The organism is Achromobacter sp. SD115 (assembly GCF_017355315.1).
Classification (GTDB): Bacteria; Pseudomonadota; Gammaproteobacteria; order Burkholderiales; family Burkholderiaceae_B; genus Achromobacter; species Achromobacter xylosoxidans_B.
The window spans coordinates 172,152-188,486 of the sequence record NZ_JADIJM010000003.1 but is presented as its reverse complement, the minus strand read 5'-3'; the positions used below and the strand labels follow the sequence as shown (position 1 = coordinate 188,486).

At 67.2% G+C, this 16,335-nt stretch carries 13 protein-coding genes and 1 pseudogene; 7 read left to right on the top strand and 7 right to left on the bottom strand.

The genetic code is table 11. The annotated features are described in order from the left end of the window. Positions 1-39: 39 nt before the first annotated feature. The 5 genes from secD to IPU70_RS05510 form a co-directional block, all read right to left on the bottom strand. Positions 40-1,920: a protein translocase subunit SecD gene (secD, locus tag IPU70_RS05530; protein ID WP_207465600.1), complete on the bottom strand. Its 1,881-nt coding sequence runs from the start codon at positions 1,918-1,920 to the stop codon at positions 40-42. Between the two features lie 110 nt (positions 1,921-2,030). Continuing rightward, on the bottom strand, positions 2,031-2,372 hold the full coding sequence (gene yajC, locus IPU70_RS05525) for a preprotein translocase subunit YajC (RefSeq protein WP_207465598.1): 342 nt from the start codon (positions 2,370-2,372) through the stop codon (positions 2,031-2,033). Between the two features lie 115 nt (positions 2,373-2,487). Then, positions 2,488-3,624 (bottom strand): tRNA guanosine(34) transglycosylase Tgt, encoded by a 1,137-nt coding sequence (gene tgt / locus IPU70_RS05520; protein ID WP_207465597.1) that lies wholly within the window; start codon positions 3,622-3,624, stop codon positions 2,488-2,490. Further along, positions 3,621-4,679, bottom strand: coding sequence for a tRNA preQ1(34) S-adenosylmethionine ribosyltransferase-isomerase QueA (queA, locus tag IPU70_RS05515; protein WP_207465594.1), 1,059 nt, complete (start codon positions 4,677-4,679; stop codon positions 3,621-3,623). The genes tgt and queA overlap by 4 nt, the downstream gene beginning before the upstream one ends. Positions 4,680-4,814: 135 nt before the next feature. After that, positions 4,815-5,630, bottom strand: a complete 816-nt coding sequence (locus IPU70_RS05510) for an IclR family transcriptional regulator (protein WP_207465592.1) — start codon at positions 5,628-5,630, stop codon at positions 4,815-4,817. A gap of 235 nt (positions 5,631-5,865) precedes the next feature. On the opposite strand from IPU70_RS05510, the gene IPU70_RS05505 reads away from it, so the two are divergent. From IPU70_RS05505 to upp, 3 genes are all read left to right on the top strand, one after another. Next, positions 5,866-7,023, top strand: coding sequence for an ABC transporter substrate-binding protein (locus IPU70_RS05505; RefSeq protein WP_207465590.1), 1,158 nt, complete (start codon positions 5,866-5,868; stop codon positions 7,021-7,023). A 186-nt stretch (positions 7,024-7,209) separates the two neighbouring features. Next, positions 7,210-8,658 (top strand): D-alanyl-D-alanine carboxypeptidase/D-alanyl-D-alanine-endopeptidase, encoded by a 1,449-nt coding sequence (gene dacB, locus IPU70_RS05500; protein ID WP_371818868.1) that lies wholly within the window; start codon positions 7,210-7,212, stop codon positions 8,656-8,658. A 185-nt stretch (positions 8,659-8,843) separates the two neighbouring features. Then, on the top strand, positions 8,844-9,482 hold the full coding sequence (gene upp, locus IPU70_RS05495; protein WP_207465586.1) for a uracil phosphoribosyltransferase: 639 nt from the start codon (positions 8,844-8,846) through the stop codon (positions 9,480-9,482). A gap of 90 nt (positions 9,483-9,572) precedes the next feature. Here the strand turns inward: upp and cysG are convergent, their stop codons facing one another. Both cysG and IPU70_RS05485 read right to left on the bottom strand, forming a co-directional pair. Continuing rightward, positions 9,573-10,988: a siroheme synthase CysG gene (gene cysG, locus IPU70_RS05490; protein WP_207465584.1), complete on the bottom strand. Its 1,416-nt coding sequence runs from the start codon at positions 10,986-10,988 to the stop codon at positions 9,573-9,575. A 103-nt stretch (positions 10,989-11,091) separates the two neighbouring features. Continuing rightward, a complete protein-coding gene (locus tag IPU70_RS05485; protein ID WP_207465582.1) occupies positions 11,092-11,676 on the bottom strand; it encodes an ANTAR domain-containing response regulator in 585 nt (194 codons plus the stop codon). Positions 11,677-12,071: 395 nt separating this feature from the next. Here IPU70_RS05485 and IPU70_RS05480 point away from each other — a divergent pair, with 395 nt between their 5' ends. From IPU70_RS05480 to IPU70_RS05465, 4 genes and pseudogenes are all read left to right on the top strand, one after another. Continuing rightward, entirely contained in the window at positions 12,072-13,373 is a 1,302-nt protein-coding gene (locus IPU70_RS05480; protein ID WP_207465580.1) for a CmpA/NrtA family ABC transporter substrate-binding protein, read from the top strand. A gap of 13 nt (positions 13,374-13,386) precedes the next feature. Beyond that, positions 13,387-14,217, top strand: coding sequence for a nitrate ABC transporter permease (gene ntrB, locus IPU70_RS05475; protein ID WP_207465578.1), 831 nt, complete (start codon positions 13,387-13,389; stop codon positions 14,215-14,217). A 4-nt stretch (positions 14,218-14,221) separates the two neighbouring features. Beyond that, on the top strand, positions 14,222-15,097 hold the full coding sequence (locus IPU70_RS05470; RefSeq protein ID WP_207465576.1) for an ABC transporter ATP-binding protein: 876 nt from the start codon (positions 14,222-14,224) through the stop codon (positions 15,095-15,097). An 8-nt stretch (positions 15,098-15,105) separates the two neighbouring features. Then, positions 15,106-16,323 (top strand): annotated as a pseudogene (locus IPU70_RS05465) (NAD(P)/FAD-dependent oxidoreductase); the annotation flags it as partial. Positions 16,324-16,335 lie beyond the last annotated feature (12 nt).

The window sequence follows — 16,335 nt, the reverse complement described above, 5'->3', positions numbered from 1 at the left end:
TTTATCTGTGGCGGGCGGCCGGGCCGCCCGCGCTCATGTTCAGTTGGTCTTCGGTTTCCAGACTTCACCGATGGAGATCGACGTGAGCTTCTTCTTGCGGCCATACCAGAGGTTGGCCAGCGCGCGTACACCCACCACCGACGAGAACATCGAGGTCAGGATGCCCAGGACGTGCACCACGGCGAAGCCGCGGATAGGGCCCGAACCGAAGGCCAGCAGCGCCAGGCCCACGATCAGCGTGGTGAGGTTCGAGTCGAGAATGGTGCCCCAGGCGCGTTCGAAGCCGTGATGGATGGCCTGCTGCGGACTGGCGCCCGCGCGCAGTTCCTCGCGTATCCGCTCGTTGATCAGCACGTTCGAGTCGATGGCCATGCCCAGCGTCAGCGCGATGGCCGCGATGCCCGGCAGGGTCAGCGTGGCCTGCAGCATGGACAGCAGCGCCAGCAGCAGCAGCACGTTCATGGTCAGGCCGATGGTCGAGAACACGCCAAACAGGTGGTAGTACAGGATGATGAAGACGGCGATGGCCAGGAAGCCGTACAGCGTCGAGTAGAAGCCCTTGGCGATGTTGTCCGCGCCCAGGCTCGGGCCGATGGTGCGTTCCTCGATGATGGACATGGGCGCAGCCAGGGCGCCGGCGCGCAGCAGCAGCGCGGTGTCGGCGGCTTCCTCGGAGCTCATGCTGCCCGAGATCTGCACCTGCCCGCCGGCGATTTCGCCGCGGATGACCGGGGCCGTGACCACTTCGCCCTTGCCGTTTTCAAACAGCAGGATGGCCATGCGCTTGCCGATGTTGTCGCGGGTGACGTCGCGGAAGATGCGGGCGCCCTTGGAGTCCAGCGTCAGGTGGACGGCGGCCTGCTGGGTCTGCGAGTCGCGGCCGGGCTGGGCGTCCTGCAGGTTTTCGCCGGTCAGGATGACCTGGCGGCGGACCAGAATGGGACGGCCGTCGCGGTCGTTGTAGCGTTCGAGACCGAACGGCACGCTGCCGCCCAGCAGCGCGGCTTGCGCGGCGGGGGTGTCGTCGACCATGCGGATTTCCAGCGTGGCGGTGCGGCCCAGCAGTTCCTTGGCCTTGGCCACGTCCTGCACGCCGGGCAGTTGGACCACGATACGGTCGGCGCCCTGTTGCTGGATGACCGGTTCGGCCACGCCCAGTTCGTTGATGCGGTTGTGCAGCGTGTTGATGTTCTGCTTGAGCGCGGAATCCTGCACGCGGGTGACGGCGGCCGGGTTCAGCGCAGCCATCAGCAGCGGCTTGCCGTTTTCCATGCGCTCGGTGAATTCCAGGTCGGGCAGGCGGCTGCGCAGGGTGGAAATGGCGCGGTCGCGGTCGTCCGTGTCAGCGAAGGTGGCGGCGATTGCCAGACCCGAGCGTTCGACGCCGGCCACGTTGACCTTCTGGTCGCGCAGCACCGAGCGCACGTCGGCGGCCAGGGAGTCATAGCGGGCGGTCAGGGCGCCCTGCATGTCCACTTGCAGCAGGAAGTGCACGCCGCCGCGCAGGTCCAGGCCCAGGTACATGGGCTTGGGCGCGAACCAGCCCAGGGCGCGCATCCAGGCGGGCGAGGCGGGCAGCAGGTTCAGCGCGACCGTGTAGTGGGGGTCGCCGGCGACGGTGTTGAGGGATCTGTCGATGAGGTCGCGCGCCTGCAGTTGCAGGTCGGTCGACGTAAAGCGGGCGCGCACGGTGCCGAGCGTGCCGTTTTGTTCGTAGTAGACCCCTTCATTGGGGATCTTGGCGTCGGTCAGGATCTGATCGACCCGGTTCAGCATGGCGGGATCGACCTTGATCGTGGCCTTGGCGCTGGAAACCTGGACGGCCGGGGACTCGCCGTAGAAGTTGGGAAGCGTGTACAGCAGGCCGATGATGACCGCGACCAGGACCGTAATGTACTTCCAGAGGGGATAGCGGTTCATTGCCGGCTACTTCATGTAAAAGTGATGAAAGGGCCGCCCGGGCGGCGAGCGCGGCGGGCGGCGGCAGGGCCATCAAGCACAAGAGCCCGATGGGGGCTCCTGTGGGACGCTTACAGGGCCTTGATGGTTCCCTTGGGCAGCACGGTCGAGACCGAGGACTTCTGCATGATCACTTCGACGGGCTTGTCGGCCAGTTCGGAGACTTCGACGGTAACGTAGCTGTCGTTGACCTTGGTGACCTTGCCGAGCATGCCGCCGGCGGTAACCACTTCGTCGCCCTTGGCCAGGGCGGCGATCAGATTGCGGTGTTCCTTCTGGCGCTTCATCTGGGGACGGATCATCAGGAAATAGAGGATCACGAACATCAGGATGATGGGCAGCATGCCCATCAGCGCGTTGCCCTCGGGGGCGGCCTGAGCCATGACAAGGCTGGCGGTATCGATAACGGACATTGAATTCTCCTGCGTTTAGTCTGTTTGGGTGTTTGTATCTAGTGTTTTTTATGCGCCCATCCCCGCGCGAGCCATGGATAGGGCAAGCCGACTATTGTATATAGGTCCTGAAATTCTAATCCACCCCCCGCGCCCGGTCCGCCGCGAACTGCGCGCGCCAGGCGTCGAAGCGGCCTTCGGCGATGGCTTCGCGCATTTCCTTCATGATGGTCAGATAGAAATGCAGGTTGTGCAGGGTGTTCAGGCGCGCGCCGGTGATTTCGTTGGCGCGCTGCAGGTGGTGCAGATAGGCCCGCGAGAAGTTCGCGCAGGTGTGGCAGCCGCAGCTGGGATCCAGCGGGCGGGTGTCGTCGCGGTGCTTGGCGTTGCGGATCTTGACGTCGCCGAAACGCGTGAACAGCCAGCCGTTGCGGGCGTTTCGGGTGGGCATGACGCAGTCGAACATGTCCACGCCGCGGCTCACGCCCTCGACCAGGTCTTCCGGCGTGCCCACGCCCATCAGGTAGCGCGGCGCCTGGGCCGGCAGCTTGGGCGTGACGTGCGCCAGGATGCGCATCATGTCTTCCTTGGGCTCGCCGACCGACAGGCCGCCGATGGCGTAGCCATGGAAGCCGATCTCCTGCAGCCCGGCCAGGGACTCGTCGCGCAGGGCTTCGTACATGCCGCCCTGGACGATGCCGAACAGGGCATTGGGATTTTGCAGGCGGTCGAATTCCTCGCGCGAGCGGCGCGCCCAGCGCAGCGACATGCGCATGGAGCGGGCGGCTTCCTCGACGGTGGCAGGCCGGCCGTCGATTTCATAGGGCGTGCATTCGTCGAACACCATGACGATGTCGGAATTCAGCGAGCGCTGGATGCGCATGGATTCTTCCGGCGTCAGGAACAGGCGCGCGCCGTCGATCGGCGAGGCGAACTTCACGCCTTCCTCGGTGATCTTGCGCATGCCTTGCAGGCTGAATACCTGGAAGCCGCCGGAATCCGTCAGGATGGGCTTGTCCCATTGCATGAAGCCATGCAGGCCGCCGTGCTTTTCCATGATTTCCGTGCCCGGGCGCAGCCACAGGTGGAAGGTGTTGCCCAGCACGATCTGCGAGCCGATTTCCTTCAGTTCGTGCGGCATCATGGCCTTGACGCTGCCATAGGTGCCGACTGGCATGAAGATGGGCGTCTCGACCACGCCGTGGTTCAGCGTGATGCGGCCGCGGCGGGCGCCGCCGTCGGTGGCGAGCAGTTCGAAATTCAGTCCGGTCATGGGGCGGGGGACTCGATAAACATGGCGTCGCCATAGCTGAAGAAGCGGTAGCGCTCGGCGACGGCGTGGGCGTAGGCGCGGCGTATCGGTTCTACGCCGGCCAGCGCCGACACCAGCATCAGCAGGGTCGACTGGGGCAGGTGGAAGTTGGTGACCAGGGCGTCGATGACGCGGTAGCGGTAACCGGGGGTGATGAAGAGACGGGTGTCGCCCTGGGTGGCGGCCAGCGGCAGGCCGGGGGCGGTGCGCCCTTCGGTCTGGGCGGCGGCGGATTCCAGGGCGCGCACGCTGGTGGTGCCGACGGCGATGACCCGGCCGCCGCGGCTGCGGGCGGCGGCGATCGCGTCGACCGTGGCTTGCGGCACGGTGAACCATTCGGCGTGCATGACGTGGTCGGCCAGATTGTCCACGCGCACCGGCTGGAAGGTGCCCGCGCCCACGTGCAGCGTGACGAAGGCGCGCTCGACGCCCATCGCGGCCAGGCGGTCCAGCGTGGGCTGGTCGAAATGCAGGCCGGCGGTGGGGGCCGCCACGGCGCCGGGCTCGCGGGCGTAGACCGTCTGGTAGCGCTCGTCGTCGCCGCTGTCGGCTTCGTGCGTGATGTAGGGCGGCAGCGGCGTCGCGCCGTGGGCGTCCAGCAGATCCAGCACCGGGCCAGGGAAGCGGATGTCGAAGAGTTCGCCTTCGCGGCCCAGCACGGTGGCGTCGAAGGCGTCGGCCAGGCGCAGCACCATGCCCGGTCCGGGCGACTTGCTGGCGCGCACGTGGGCCAGCACGCGGTCGGGCTCGGTGATGCGCTCGACCAGCACCTCGATCTTGCCGCCGGTGATCTTGTGGCCGTTCAGCCGCGCCTTGATGACGCGGGTGTCGTTGAAGATCAGCAGGTCTTGCGGACGCAGCAGCGCGGCCAGGTCGGCGAACAGCCGGTCATGCAGCTGGCCGGCGCCGTCCAGGTGCAGCAGGCGGCTGCCGGTGCGTTCGGCGGCGGGCGCCTGGGCGATGAGCTCGGGCGGCAGTTCGTAATTGAAATCGGCAACGGTGAGGGACTGGGTCACGCGGCTATCCGTCCGGCAAGGGCGGCAAAAAGAGGGCGAAAACGAGCCGGGCAGGCCCGGGGCAACCCTGTATTGTAAAGCGGCCGCGAGATAGGGGCGCCCGGCCGGGGGACGGATGGCCGCCACGCCCGCGGTTCAGCGCGCCGGGCTCCATCCCAGCCGGCGCGAACAATCCGCCGCGGCCGCGCTCAACGCCCGCACGGGTTCGCCGTCCGACGACAGGTCGAAGCTGCCGTGCAGCCCCAGGCTGGTGAAGGCGCCGGCCAGATGGCCTTGCGCGTCCAGCACCGGCACCGCGGCCGAATTGATGCCGTGCAGCAGGTGACCGCTGACGCTGGCATAGCCGCGCTGGCGGGTCGCCTGCCATTGCTGGCGTAGCGCGGTAGCGGGATCGGCGGGCGGTTCAGTCGCGTCCAGCACCCGGGCCGCATCGGCGGTATGGGCGCGCAGCGTGTCCCACTCGGCCAGCGCCCGTGGCAAGGCCAGGGATTCGGGCAGCCAGGCGGCGAACACCCGGCCGGTGGCGCTGTTGAGCAGCGGCAGCACCGAACCCACCCGCACGTTGACGGTCACCGGCAGCCGCGCGTCGCGCCATTGCACGATGGTGGGGCCGTGCTGGCCCCAGACGGAAATGAATACGGTCTGGCCGATGGCGGCGCTCAGGCCATCCAGGCGGCCAGCCGCCAGTTTCACGAAATCCACCTCGGCCAACGCCGCCAGCCCGGTGTGCAGGGCCTGCGGGCCCAGCCGGTAGCGGGCGCTGGCCGCATCCTGCTCCACGTAGCCGCGCCGCTCCAGCGACACCAGGTAGCGGTGGACCTTGGCGCGCGGCATGTCCAGGCTGCGGCCCAGCTCGGACACGGACAGGGCGCCGCCCAGTTCGGCCAGCCGGGTCAGCACGTCCAGGGCGATTTCGGCTGATTGGATCCCCGTGCTGCTATCTGTTGACATGAATTTGTCTCTTATTAGAATACGTGTATCACTAAAAAATACAACGCTAGTCAGTCACTGGCAACGTGGAGACGAGCAATGACGCAGCCGGACCGCGCTGCGCGCCTGTGCGGACAAACCCGCAGCGGCCCCCCGAGGTACCCGCCCGCCGGGTTCCCCGCCGTATAAACAGAGTTCCACGCCGTAGCGGATCGGCGCAAAGCATAAGACATCCGCGTATCCAAGGAGACTCCGCATGACCCCTCGTCGTACCCTCATGGCTGCCGCGCTGGCCGCCCTGCTGGCAGCGGGCGCCACGCCCGCGCTGGCCCAGGTCAAAATCGGCGCCACCCTGTCCACCACCGGTCCCCAGGCTTCGCTGGGCATCCCCGAACGCAACACCATCAGCCTGCTGCCCACCGAGATCGGGGGCGTCAAGGTTGAATACGTGGTGCTGGACGACGCCTCCGACACCACCCGTGCGGTCAGCAATTCCCACAAGCTGATCTCGGAGAACAAGGTCGACCTGATCGTCGGATCTTCCACCACGCCCAACACCATGGCCATGCTGGACACCGTGGCCAGCGGAACCACGCCCGTGATCACGCTGGCCTCGTCGGCGCGGCTGATCGAGCCGGTGGACGACAAGCGCCGCTGGGTGTTCAAGACGCCGCACTCCGATTCGCTGATGGCCGAGGGCATTGCGCGCCATGCGGCGGCCAATGGCGTCAAGAAACTGGCCTTCATCGGTTTCAACAACGCGCTGGGCGAGACCTTCTGGGTGGAAATCGAGAAGGCGGCCAAAAAGCACGGCATCGAGGTGGTGGGCAAGGAAGCCTTTGCGCCCACGGATACTTCCGCCGTGGCCCAGACGCTGAAGGTGATGGGCGCGGCGCCTGATGCCGTGGTGGTCGGCGCCTCGGGCACGCCCGCCGCGATGCCGGCCCGGGCGCTGCGCGAGCGCGGCTACAAGGGCAAGATCTATTTCAACCACGGCGTGGCCAACAACGACTTCCTGCGGGTCTGTGGCGACGCCTGCGAGGGCGCCTGGGTGCCGGTGGGGCCGGTGATGGTGGCCGACCTGCTGCCGGATACCAACCCCGTCAAGTCCACCGCCCAGGCCTTCGCCAAGAAGTACGAGGCGGCCAACGGCGCGGGCACGGTGTCCCTGTTCGCCGCCTATACCTGGGACGTCGGCCTCCTGCTGCAGCAGGCCGTCCCGGTGGCGCTGAAGACCGCCAAGCCCGGCACGCCCGAGTTCAGGGCGGCGCTGCGCGATGCGCTGGAGAACGTCAAGAACCTGCCCACCGCGACCGGCGTGGTCAATATGAGTCCCACCGACCACAACGGGCTGGATGAGCGGGCGCTGGTGATGGCGACCGTGGCTTCCGGCAAGTGGCGGCTGCAGAAGTAGGGGGCTTTTCGCTCTTTTGGGCGTGGCGGGAGGAGGAGTCCCCCACGCCGCGCGTGTTTGCGGCCTCCCAAAGGGGGCTGCTTTCCTCTTGGGACGGCCCTACGGGGAAATGGTGTCCCACGCCGCAATCCTTCCAGGTTTTGTATGCTCTCGGTTTTGCAGGACGAGCAACCGGGTGGGCGTGGCATGACGGGACAAGCGAATATGCGTAGGGGCGGGCTGAAGCGATGGCTGGCCGGCGGGCTGCTGGCCGCGGTGGCGGGAGTGGCCGGGGCGCAGGTTCCCGGCTTGCCGCCGAACGTGGTGAATGCCTGGAAGGCCAGCAAGCTGCCCGACAGCTCCCTGTCCCTGGTGGTGCAGGAGGTGGGCGGGCCGCGGCTGGTGGCGCTGAACGCCAAGGAGTCGCGCAATCCGGCCTCGGTGATGAAGCTGGTCACGACCTGGGCCGCGCTGTCCGAACTGGGGCCCAACTACGTCTGGCGCACCGAATTCATGACGGCGCCCGGCGCGCGGCCCGACGCCCGCGGCGTGCTGAGCGGCCCGCTGTACCTGCGGGCCGGGGGCGATCCGCAATTCCTGCTGCAGGACCTGTGGGTGCTGCTGCGCGAATTGCGCCTGCGCGGCGTCAAGCAGATCAATGACCTGGTCATCGACCGCAGCATCTTCGGCCAGGTCGCGACCGACCCCGGCGCCTTCGACGGCGCTCCGGACCGGGCCTATAACGCCAGCCCGGACGCGCTGATGGTGGGCTTTGGCGCGCTGCGGCTGCTGTTCACGCCCGACCCCGCCGCCAACAAGTGGGTGCCGCTGATCGATCCGCCGCTGCCGGGCCTGAAGATCGAAGGCCGCGTCGAATGGAGCGACGCCCGTTGCCCGGGCGCGCCGGTGGTGACCACCGAACCGTTGATCACCCAGCAGGGCGTGACCATCCGCGTGAACGGCAAGGTGGCCGGCTCCTGCGGCGAATTCAGCCTGTACCGCCTGGCGCTGTCGCAGCCCGACTACGCCACCGAGGTGTTCCGCATGCTCTGGAAGGAGCTGGGCGGCACCTTCAAGGGCCAGGTCCGTTCCGGCATGGTGCCGCCCGACGCGGTGGTGCTGGCCTCGCATGATTCGCCCACGCTGGCCGAGGCGATCCGCCAGATCAACAAGCGCAGCAACAACGTCATGGCGCGCACCTTGCTGCTGACCCTGGGCGCCGAGCGCGGCCGACGGCCTGCCACCGTCTCCAGCAGCGAAGTCGTGGCCAAGGAACTGCTGGCCAGGCAGGGCCTGGACATGCCCGAACTGGTCATCGACAACGGCGCCGGCCTGTCGCGCGATGCGCGGGTGTCGGCCGACAGCCTGGCGTCGATGCTGACCGTGGCCTGGAACTCACCCGTCATGCCGGAGTACATCTCCTCCTTCGCCATCGCCGGCGTGGATGGCACGGTGCGCCGCCGCCTGAAGGGCGACGGCACGGCGGGCATGGCCCACCTGAAGACGGGATCGCTGCGCGACGTGCGCTCCATCGCGGGCTATGTGCTGGGCGCCAGCGGCAAGCGCTACGTGGTGGTCAGCATCGTCAACCACGAACAGGCGGGCGCCGTGCGCGCCTTCGACGACGCCCTGATCGCCTGGCTTACCGAACAATAGGCATGCCCGCGCCGCGCCGGAAAAATTCTTCGGATGATCCTGCCGGCGATCAATAACAATTCCCTTCCAAACCGATTACGATCCTCAGGTGTGGCTCGACGACGGGCGACGCAAAGCGCGCCGCGCGGTCATGGTTCCGCCTGAGGCGAAAACCCTGTCTATCAATATTCTGGAGAGTTACGCACATGCCCGTGCACGAAATCCGCCATCCGCTGATCCGCCACAAGCTCGGGATCATGCGCCGCGCCGACCTCAGCACCAAGAGCTTCCGTGAGCTGTCGCAGGAAGTGGGCGCGCTGCTCACCTACGAAGCGTCCAAGGACCTGCCGCTGGCGCCCGCCACCGTCGAGGGCTGGTGTGGTTCGGTGCAGGTCGAGAAGATCGCCGGCAAGAAGGTCACCGTGGTGCCCATCCTGCGCGCCGGCATTGGCATGCTGGACGGCGTGCTCAGCTTGATTCCGGGCGCCAAGGTCAGCGTGGTGGGCGTGGCCCGCAACGAAGAAACGCTGGAAGCGCATACCTACCTGGAACGCCTGGTGGGCGAACTGGACCAGCGCCTGGCCCTGATCGTCGATCCGATGTTGGCCACGGGCGGCTCCATGGTCGCCGCGATCGACCTGCTCAAGCGCGCCGGTTGCAAGGAAATCCGCGCCCTGGTGCTGGTCGCGGCGCCGGTCGGCATCGACGCGGTGCTGGCCAAGCACCCCGACGTGCACATCTACACCGCGTCCATCGACGACGCCTTGAACGAGCACGGCTACATCATGCCTGGCCTGGGCGATGCCGGCGACCGTATCTTCGGCACCACCCAAAAGACGGAATAGCGGTCGGGACACGGCAATGAGCCAAAACGCCAGCCGGAAGCGGCTGGCGTTTTTCATTTGGCCTGGCGAGGTCGGCCTGTGCTCACTGCGTCAGGCCGCCATGCACTCCACCCGCCCCTCGATGTGCTGGCCGAACCACTGCAGTTGCGACGCCAATCCCGCCACCTCGCCCACGATCAAGAGCGCGGGGGAGCGGATGGCGTGCTCGGCGGCCAGGACCGGCAGTTGCTCCAGCGTGCCGGACAGCACGCGCTGCTCGGGCCGGCTGCCGTTCTCGATCAGGGCGAAGGGCGTGTCTGGCGCGCGGCCATGAGCCAGCAGGCGGCCGGTCAGCAGATCCAGTTGCCCGACGCCCATGTAGAAAGCCAGGGTCTGTTTTTCACGGGCCAGCGCGGGCCAGTCCAGGTTGTCTTCATCTTCGCGGCAGTGCGCGGTGATCAGGCGGACGGACTGGGCGTGTTCCCGATGCGTCAACGGGATGCCGGCGTAGGCCGCACAGGCCAGCGCGGCGGTGATGCCCGGCACCACTTCATAGCGCACGCCATGCGCGCGCAGGTACTCCAGCTCTTCTCCGCCGCGGCCGAAGATGAAGGCGTCGCCGCCCTTGAGCCGCACCACGCGGCGGCCGGCGCGCGCATGTTCGACCATCAGCCTGTGGATGCGCGCCTGGGTGGCGTTGTGGTCCTCGCCGGGCAGCTTGCCGACCGATACGCGTTCGGCGTCGCGGCGCGCCAGCGACATGACCTCGTTGCTGACCAGGCGGTCGTGCAGGATGACGTCGGCTTCGTTCAGTGCACGCAGCGCTTTCAGCGTCAACAGGCCGGGGTCGCCGGGGCCTGCGCCCACCAGCACCACGCTGCCGGCGTCGGGTGCGCGCGGCGCCGCCAATGCCGCCGCCAGCGCGGCCTCGGCCTGGGCTGGCTGTTGCTGGCGCAGGAAGCCGGCCACCGGGCCGTCCAGCAGCCAATCGTAGAAGCGGCGGCGCGCGCCCAGGTCGGGATGGCTGGCGCGGATGCGCTTGCGGTAGTGGGCGGCCAGCCCGGCCAACTGGCCCAGGGTATGGTCGAACAGGGATTCGATGCGTTCCCGGATGCGCCGCGCCAGCACCGGCGCCACGCCGGACGAGGAAATCGCGACGATGACGGGCGAGCGGTCGACGATGGAAGGCACCTGGAAGGACGACAGTTCGGGATCGTCCACCACGTTGCTGAATATGCGTCGGGCGACGGCGGCCTCGGACACGGCGGCGTTGGTGTCGCGGTCATCGGTGGCGGCGACCACCAACCAGACCTCGTCGAGCCAGGCGGGATTGAAACGGCCGGACAGATGGCGAATGCGGCCTTCAGCGGCCAGGGCGGCCAGGGCGGGCGTCAGTTCCGGCGCGCCCAGCAGCACGTCGGCCGAGGCTTCCAGCAGCGCGAGCGTCTTGCGTTCGGCGACGGCGCCGCCGCCTACCACCAGGACCAGCCTGTCTTTCAGATCGGCAAAAATCGGGAAAAGCTTCATGAATGCCCGCCTCGGGCGTACCCGGCATAGTGTCGTTGGATCATAGGAAGGGGGCTTCATCCCCACAACTTTTGATTTCTTTGTTCCATATAACCAAAGCTTATTAAGTGGATTTGCCCAGCCAGGCGCTCATCTCCACGACTTCCCGGGCGACCTCGCCCAGCCGCTTCTGGCTTTGCATGGCGCGTTGGCGCAGCAGGCCGTGGGCTTCGTCCTCGGAAATCGAGCGCGCCTTCATCAGGATGCCCTTGGCCTTCTCCACCCACTGTCGGTCGGCCAGGCGCGATTGCGCTTCGCGCAGTTCTTCACGCCGCGACTTCTCCATGGCGAAGCGTTCGATCGCCACCGTCAGTAGCGGCCCGATGCGCCCGGCCGGCACGTCGCCCACCACGTAGGCCGCGACGCCGGCGCGCAAGGCGCTGCGTATGGTTTCGCGATTGCCGTTGTCGGTGAACATCACGACCGGGCGATCGCTGTGTTCGCTGGCCACGCAAACGTTCTCCAGCGTGTCCCGGCCGGGCGCGTCGCTGTCGATCAGCACCACGTCGGGCGCCGCCTGCGCAATGGCGGCGGCCAGATCCATGTCCGGCGCCATTTCGGCCACGACGCGCACGCCTGCCGCGGCGAGCGTCTGCCGCAGCGACGCCGCGCGTCCTTCGCCATCGTTGAGCAGCATGACCTTGAGCATGTGATTCCCCTCTGATGCGTTCAGTCATGCAAGTTCCATGCCACCGCGTTTTGCGGTGCTGTCCGCTGGGCGCGCACAGCGGTGGAGCGCGGACCGCACGCGGATGGTGCGCTGCCGCAACCGGCTGCGCACCAATTTGGTTCACGGCTGGTTTTCCGCGATTCCGGGCGACGCGACGCGGCGCCGGGCCGCACCAGCGTAGGCACGGCCTGGCGGACCATCGAGGCACGTTTTTTTCTTTCTGGCACAGCATTTGCTTCAGTGGAATCGGGCTGCCAACGAAGGTGGTCCGATGCAACGCGCCGCGATCAGCGGTCAGGGACAACGACGTTCCGCAGCGCCACCGGATAGGGATCCATGGCGCGCGGGACGTTTTTTTTTGCCAGGAGCCATGCATGACGCCATCGACCCGTAGCCCCTCCACCGACGCCGCCGCCGGCGGGGACCTCAGCGCCAACGCCGGACGCCGCAAATGGCTCTGCGGCACGGCGCGCGCGGTGGCCGGCGCCAGCCTGCTGTCGCTGGTCGACCCGCTGGTGCGCGCCGGCGCCTGGGCCGCCGGCACCGACGCGCCCGAGAAGACCGAAGTCAAGATCGGCTTCATTCCGCTGACCGATTGCGCTTCGGTCGTGATGGCTTCGGTGCTGGGCCTGGACAAGAAGCACGGCGTGACGATCACGCCTTCCAAGGAAGCCTCCTGGGCCGCCGTGCGCGACAAGCTCATGAACGGCGAACTGGACATGGCGCACGTGCTGTACGGCATGGTCTACGGCGTGCATATGGGCATAGGCGGGCCGAAGAAGGACATGGCCGTGCTGATGAGCCTGAACCAGAACGGCCAGGCCATCACGCTGTCGAACAAGCTGCTGGAGGCGGGCGTGCGCGACGGCGAATCGCTGGCCAAATTGATGGCGTCCGATAAGCGCGAATACACCTTTGCGCAGACCTTTCCCACCGGCACGCACGCGATGTGGCTATATTACTGGCTGGCTTCCTACGGCATCCATCCCATGAAGGACGCCAAGGTCATCACCGTGCCGCCGCCGCAGATGGTGGCCAACATGCGCGTGGGCAACATGGATGGCTACTGCGTGGGCGAACCCTGGGGGGCGCGCGCCATCCTCGACAAGATCGGCTACACGGCCGTCACCTCGCAGGGCATCTGGACCGACCACCCCGAGAAGGTGCTGGGCACGAGCGCGGACTTCGTATCGCGCCATCCGAACACCGCGCGCGCGGTCACGGCCGCGATACTCGAGGCCGGTAAATGGATCGACGCCTCGCCCGCCAACCGCCAGAAAACCGCCGAGACCATCGCGGCCAAATCCTACGTCAACACGGATGCCAGCGGCATCGTCGACCGCATGCTGGGCCGCTACGAGGACGGGCTGGGCAAGCGCTGGACCGACGAGCATGCCATGCGCTTTTACGCCGATGGTTCCGCCAACTTCCCGTACCTGAGCGATGGCATGTGGTTTCTCACCCAGCACAAGCGTTGGGGCCTGCTCAAAGCGCATCCCGATTATCTGGCGATGGCGAAACAGATCAACCGCATCGACCTCTACAAGCAGGCCGCGCAGGCCGCAGGCGCGCCGCTGCCGGCCAGCGAGATGCGCAGCTCGAAACTCATAGACGGTGTGGTCTGGGACGGCAGCAACCCCGCGGCCTACGCCGATGGATTCAAGGTCCAGGCCTGAAAGGGAGCATGCAATGTCTAGCGTAACGACTATGAGCCGCGGCGATGAATTCATTGCCCTTTGGCGTGAACGCCTGGAGTTCGCGCTGCGGGCCGTGGTGGGGCCCGTGGCGGGTTTCGCATTGTTTGTGCTGGTGTGGCAGGTGGTGGCGCTGCGGATACCGGAAATTCCCACGCCCGGCGTCACCTGGCGCGCGGCCGTCGAACTCTTTTCCGATCCGTTCTACGACAACGGCCCGAATGACAAAGGCATAGGCTGGAACCTGCTGGCATCGCTGGAACGCGTGGCGATCGGCTTCGGCCTGGCGGCGCTGATCGGGATTCCGGCGGGCTTCGCCATCGGCCGCTATGCGGCGGTGCGGGCCATGTTCTCGCCCATCGTCAGCCTGCTGCGGCCGGTGTCGCCGCTGGCCTGGCTGCCGCTGGGGCTGTTGCTGTTCAAGGCGGCCAACCCGGCCGCCATCTGGGCCATTTTCATCTGTTCGATCTGGCCCATGATCATCAACACCGCGGTCGGCGTGTCGCGCGTGCCGCAGGACTACCTGAGCGTGGCGCGGGTGCTGAACCTGTCCGAATGGAAGGTGACCACCAAGGTGCTGCTGCCCGCCGTGCTGCCCTACATGCTGACCGGCGTGCGGCTGTCCATCGGCACCGCCTGGCTGGTGATCGTGGCGGCGGAAATGCTGACCGGCGGCACCGGCATCGGCTTCTGGCTCTGGGACGAATGGAACAACCTGAAGGTGGAGCACATCGTCATCGCGATTTTCGTGATCGGCATCGTGGGGCTGCTGCTGGAAACCCTGCTGGTCGCCCTGGCCCGCCGTTTCACCTATACCGAGGAATAGCGCCATGAAGAAATACGTACGCATCGAGCGTGTGGGCCAGACGTTCAACACCCGCAAGGGCGCATTCGTGGCGCTGCGCGATATCGACCTGACCGTGGAACAGGGCGAGTTCATCACCTTGATCGGCCATTCCGGCTGCGGCAAGTCGACCTTGCTCAATCTCATCGCGGGCCTGACTCGCCCCACCAGCGGCGTATTGCTGTGCGCCGAGCGCGAGATCACCGGCCCCGGCCCGGACCGCGCCGTGGTGTTCCAGAACCATTCGCTGCTGCCGTGGCTGAGCTGCTTCCAGAATGTGTACCTGGCGGTGGAACGGGTGTTTGGCGCGACGGAAAAGCGCGCGCAGCTGAACGAGCGCACGCGCGCCGCGCTGGAATTGGTGGGCCTGTTGCCGGCGCAAAACAAGCTGCCGCGCGAGATCTCGGGCGGCATGAAGCAGCGCGTGGGCATCGCGCGGGCGCTGGCGATCGAGCCGGGCGTGCTGCTGATGGACGAGCCCTTCGGCGCGCTCGATGCGCTGACGCGCGCGCATCTGCAGGACGAATTGCTGAAGATCGTCGCCAAGACGCGCACCACCACCGTCATGGTCACGCACGACGTGGATGAAGCCGTGCTGCTGTCGGACCGCATCGTGATGCTGACCAATGGCCCGGCCGCGACCATCGGCGAGATCCTGCCGGTGCCCTTGCCACGTCCGCGCGACCGCGTGCGGCTGGCCAATGATGCGGACTATCTGGCCTGCCGCGCGGCGGTGGTGGACTTCCTGCATCGCCGCCATGGCAACCCGGAGCGTTCGCAGGCGGCGCACCAGGCCAATGCTGCCCTGGCAGTGGACCCGCAGCCGCTGGCCGAGGCCGGCGCATCGCGCGCAGCCGCCTAGAGGCAGCCATGGATGCGAAGCAGAAGCTGGTGGTGGTCGGCAACGGCATGGCGGGCATGCGCACGCTGGAAGAGCTGCTGAAGCTGGCGCCCGATCTGTACGAGATCACGGTGTTCGGCGCTGAGCCGTACCCCAACTACAACCGCATTCTGCTGTCGCCGGTGCTGACGGGCGAGCAGAGCTTACGGGACATTGTGCTCAATGACGAGGACTGGTACGCCCGCCACGGCATCCGCCTGCTGCTCGAGCGCAAGGTGGTCGCCGTGAATCGCGCGCGCCGGGTGGTGCAGGCCGATGATGGCACCGAGGCGCCTTATGACCGGCTGCTGCTGGCCACGGGCTCGAATCCGTTCATCCTGCCGGTGCCCGGCAGCGACCTGGACGGCGTCATCGCCTTTCGCGATATCGGCGACGTGAACCGGATGATAGAGGCGTCATCGCGCTACCGGCACGCGGTGGTGATAGGCGGCGGCCTGCTGGGCTTGGAGGCCGCCAACGGGCTGGCCGCGCGCGGCATGGACGTATCCGTGGTGCATCTGGGGGAATCGCTGCTGGACCGGCAGCTGGACGGCGGCGCAGCAGCCATGTTGCGCCGTGGCCTGGAGGCGCGTGGCCTGAAGTTCCTGCTGGGACGCCAGACCCGCGAGATCCTGGGCGGGACCGGCGGACGGGTGCGCGCGCTGCGCTTCGCGGACGGCGAAGAGATTCCGGCGGACCTGGTGGTGATGGCGGTGGGCGTCAGGCCCAACACCGAACTGGCCGAGCGTTGCGGCCTGCATGTGAACCGCGGCGTGGTGGTCAGCGATACCTTGCAGACCTATGACCCCCGCATCTACGCCGTGGGCGAATGCGTGAGCCATCGCGGCACCGCCTACGGGCTGGTCGCGCCCTTGTACGAACAGGCAAAGGTGGCGGCCAACCACCTGGCGCTGCATGGCATCGGCCGCTACCAAGGCAGCGTGACCTCGACCCGTCTCAAAGTCACCGGCATCGACCTGTTTTCCGCCGGCGATTTCGCGGGAGGCGAGCAGACCGAGGCGATCACGCTGGCCGATACCCCGGGCGGCGTCTATAAGAAGCTGGTGATCCGCGACGACAAGCTGGTGGGCGCCTGCCTGTACGGCGACACGGCGGACAGCGCCTGGTATGTGCGGCTGATCCGCGAGGGCCGGCGCATCGGCGCCCTGCGCGAGCGGCTCATGCAGGGCGAAGGCGCGGCGGGGGATTAGGAAATGGAT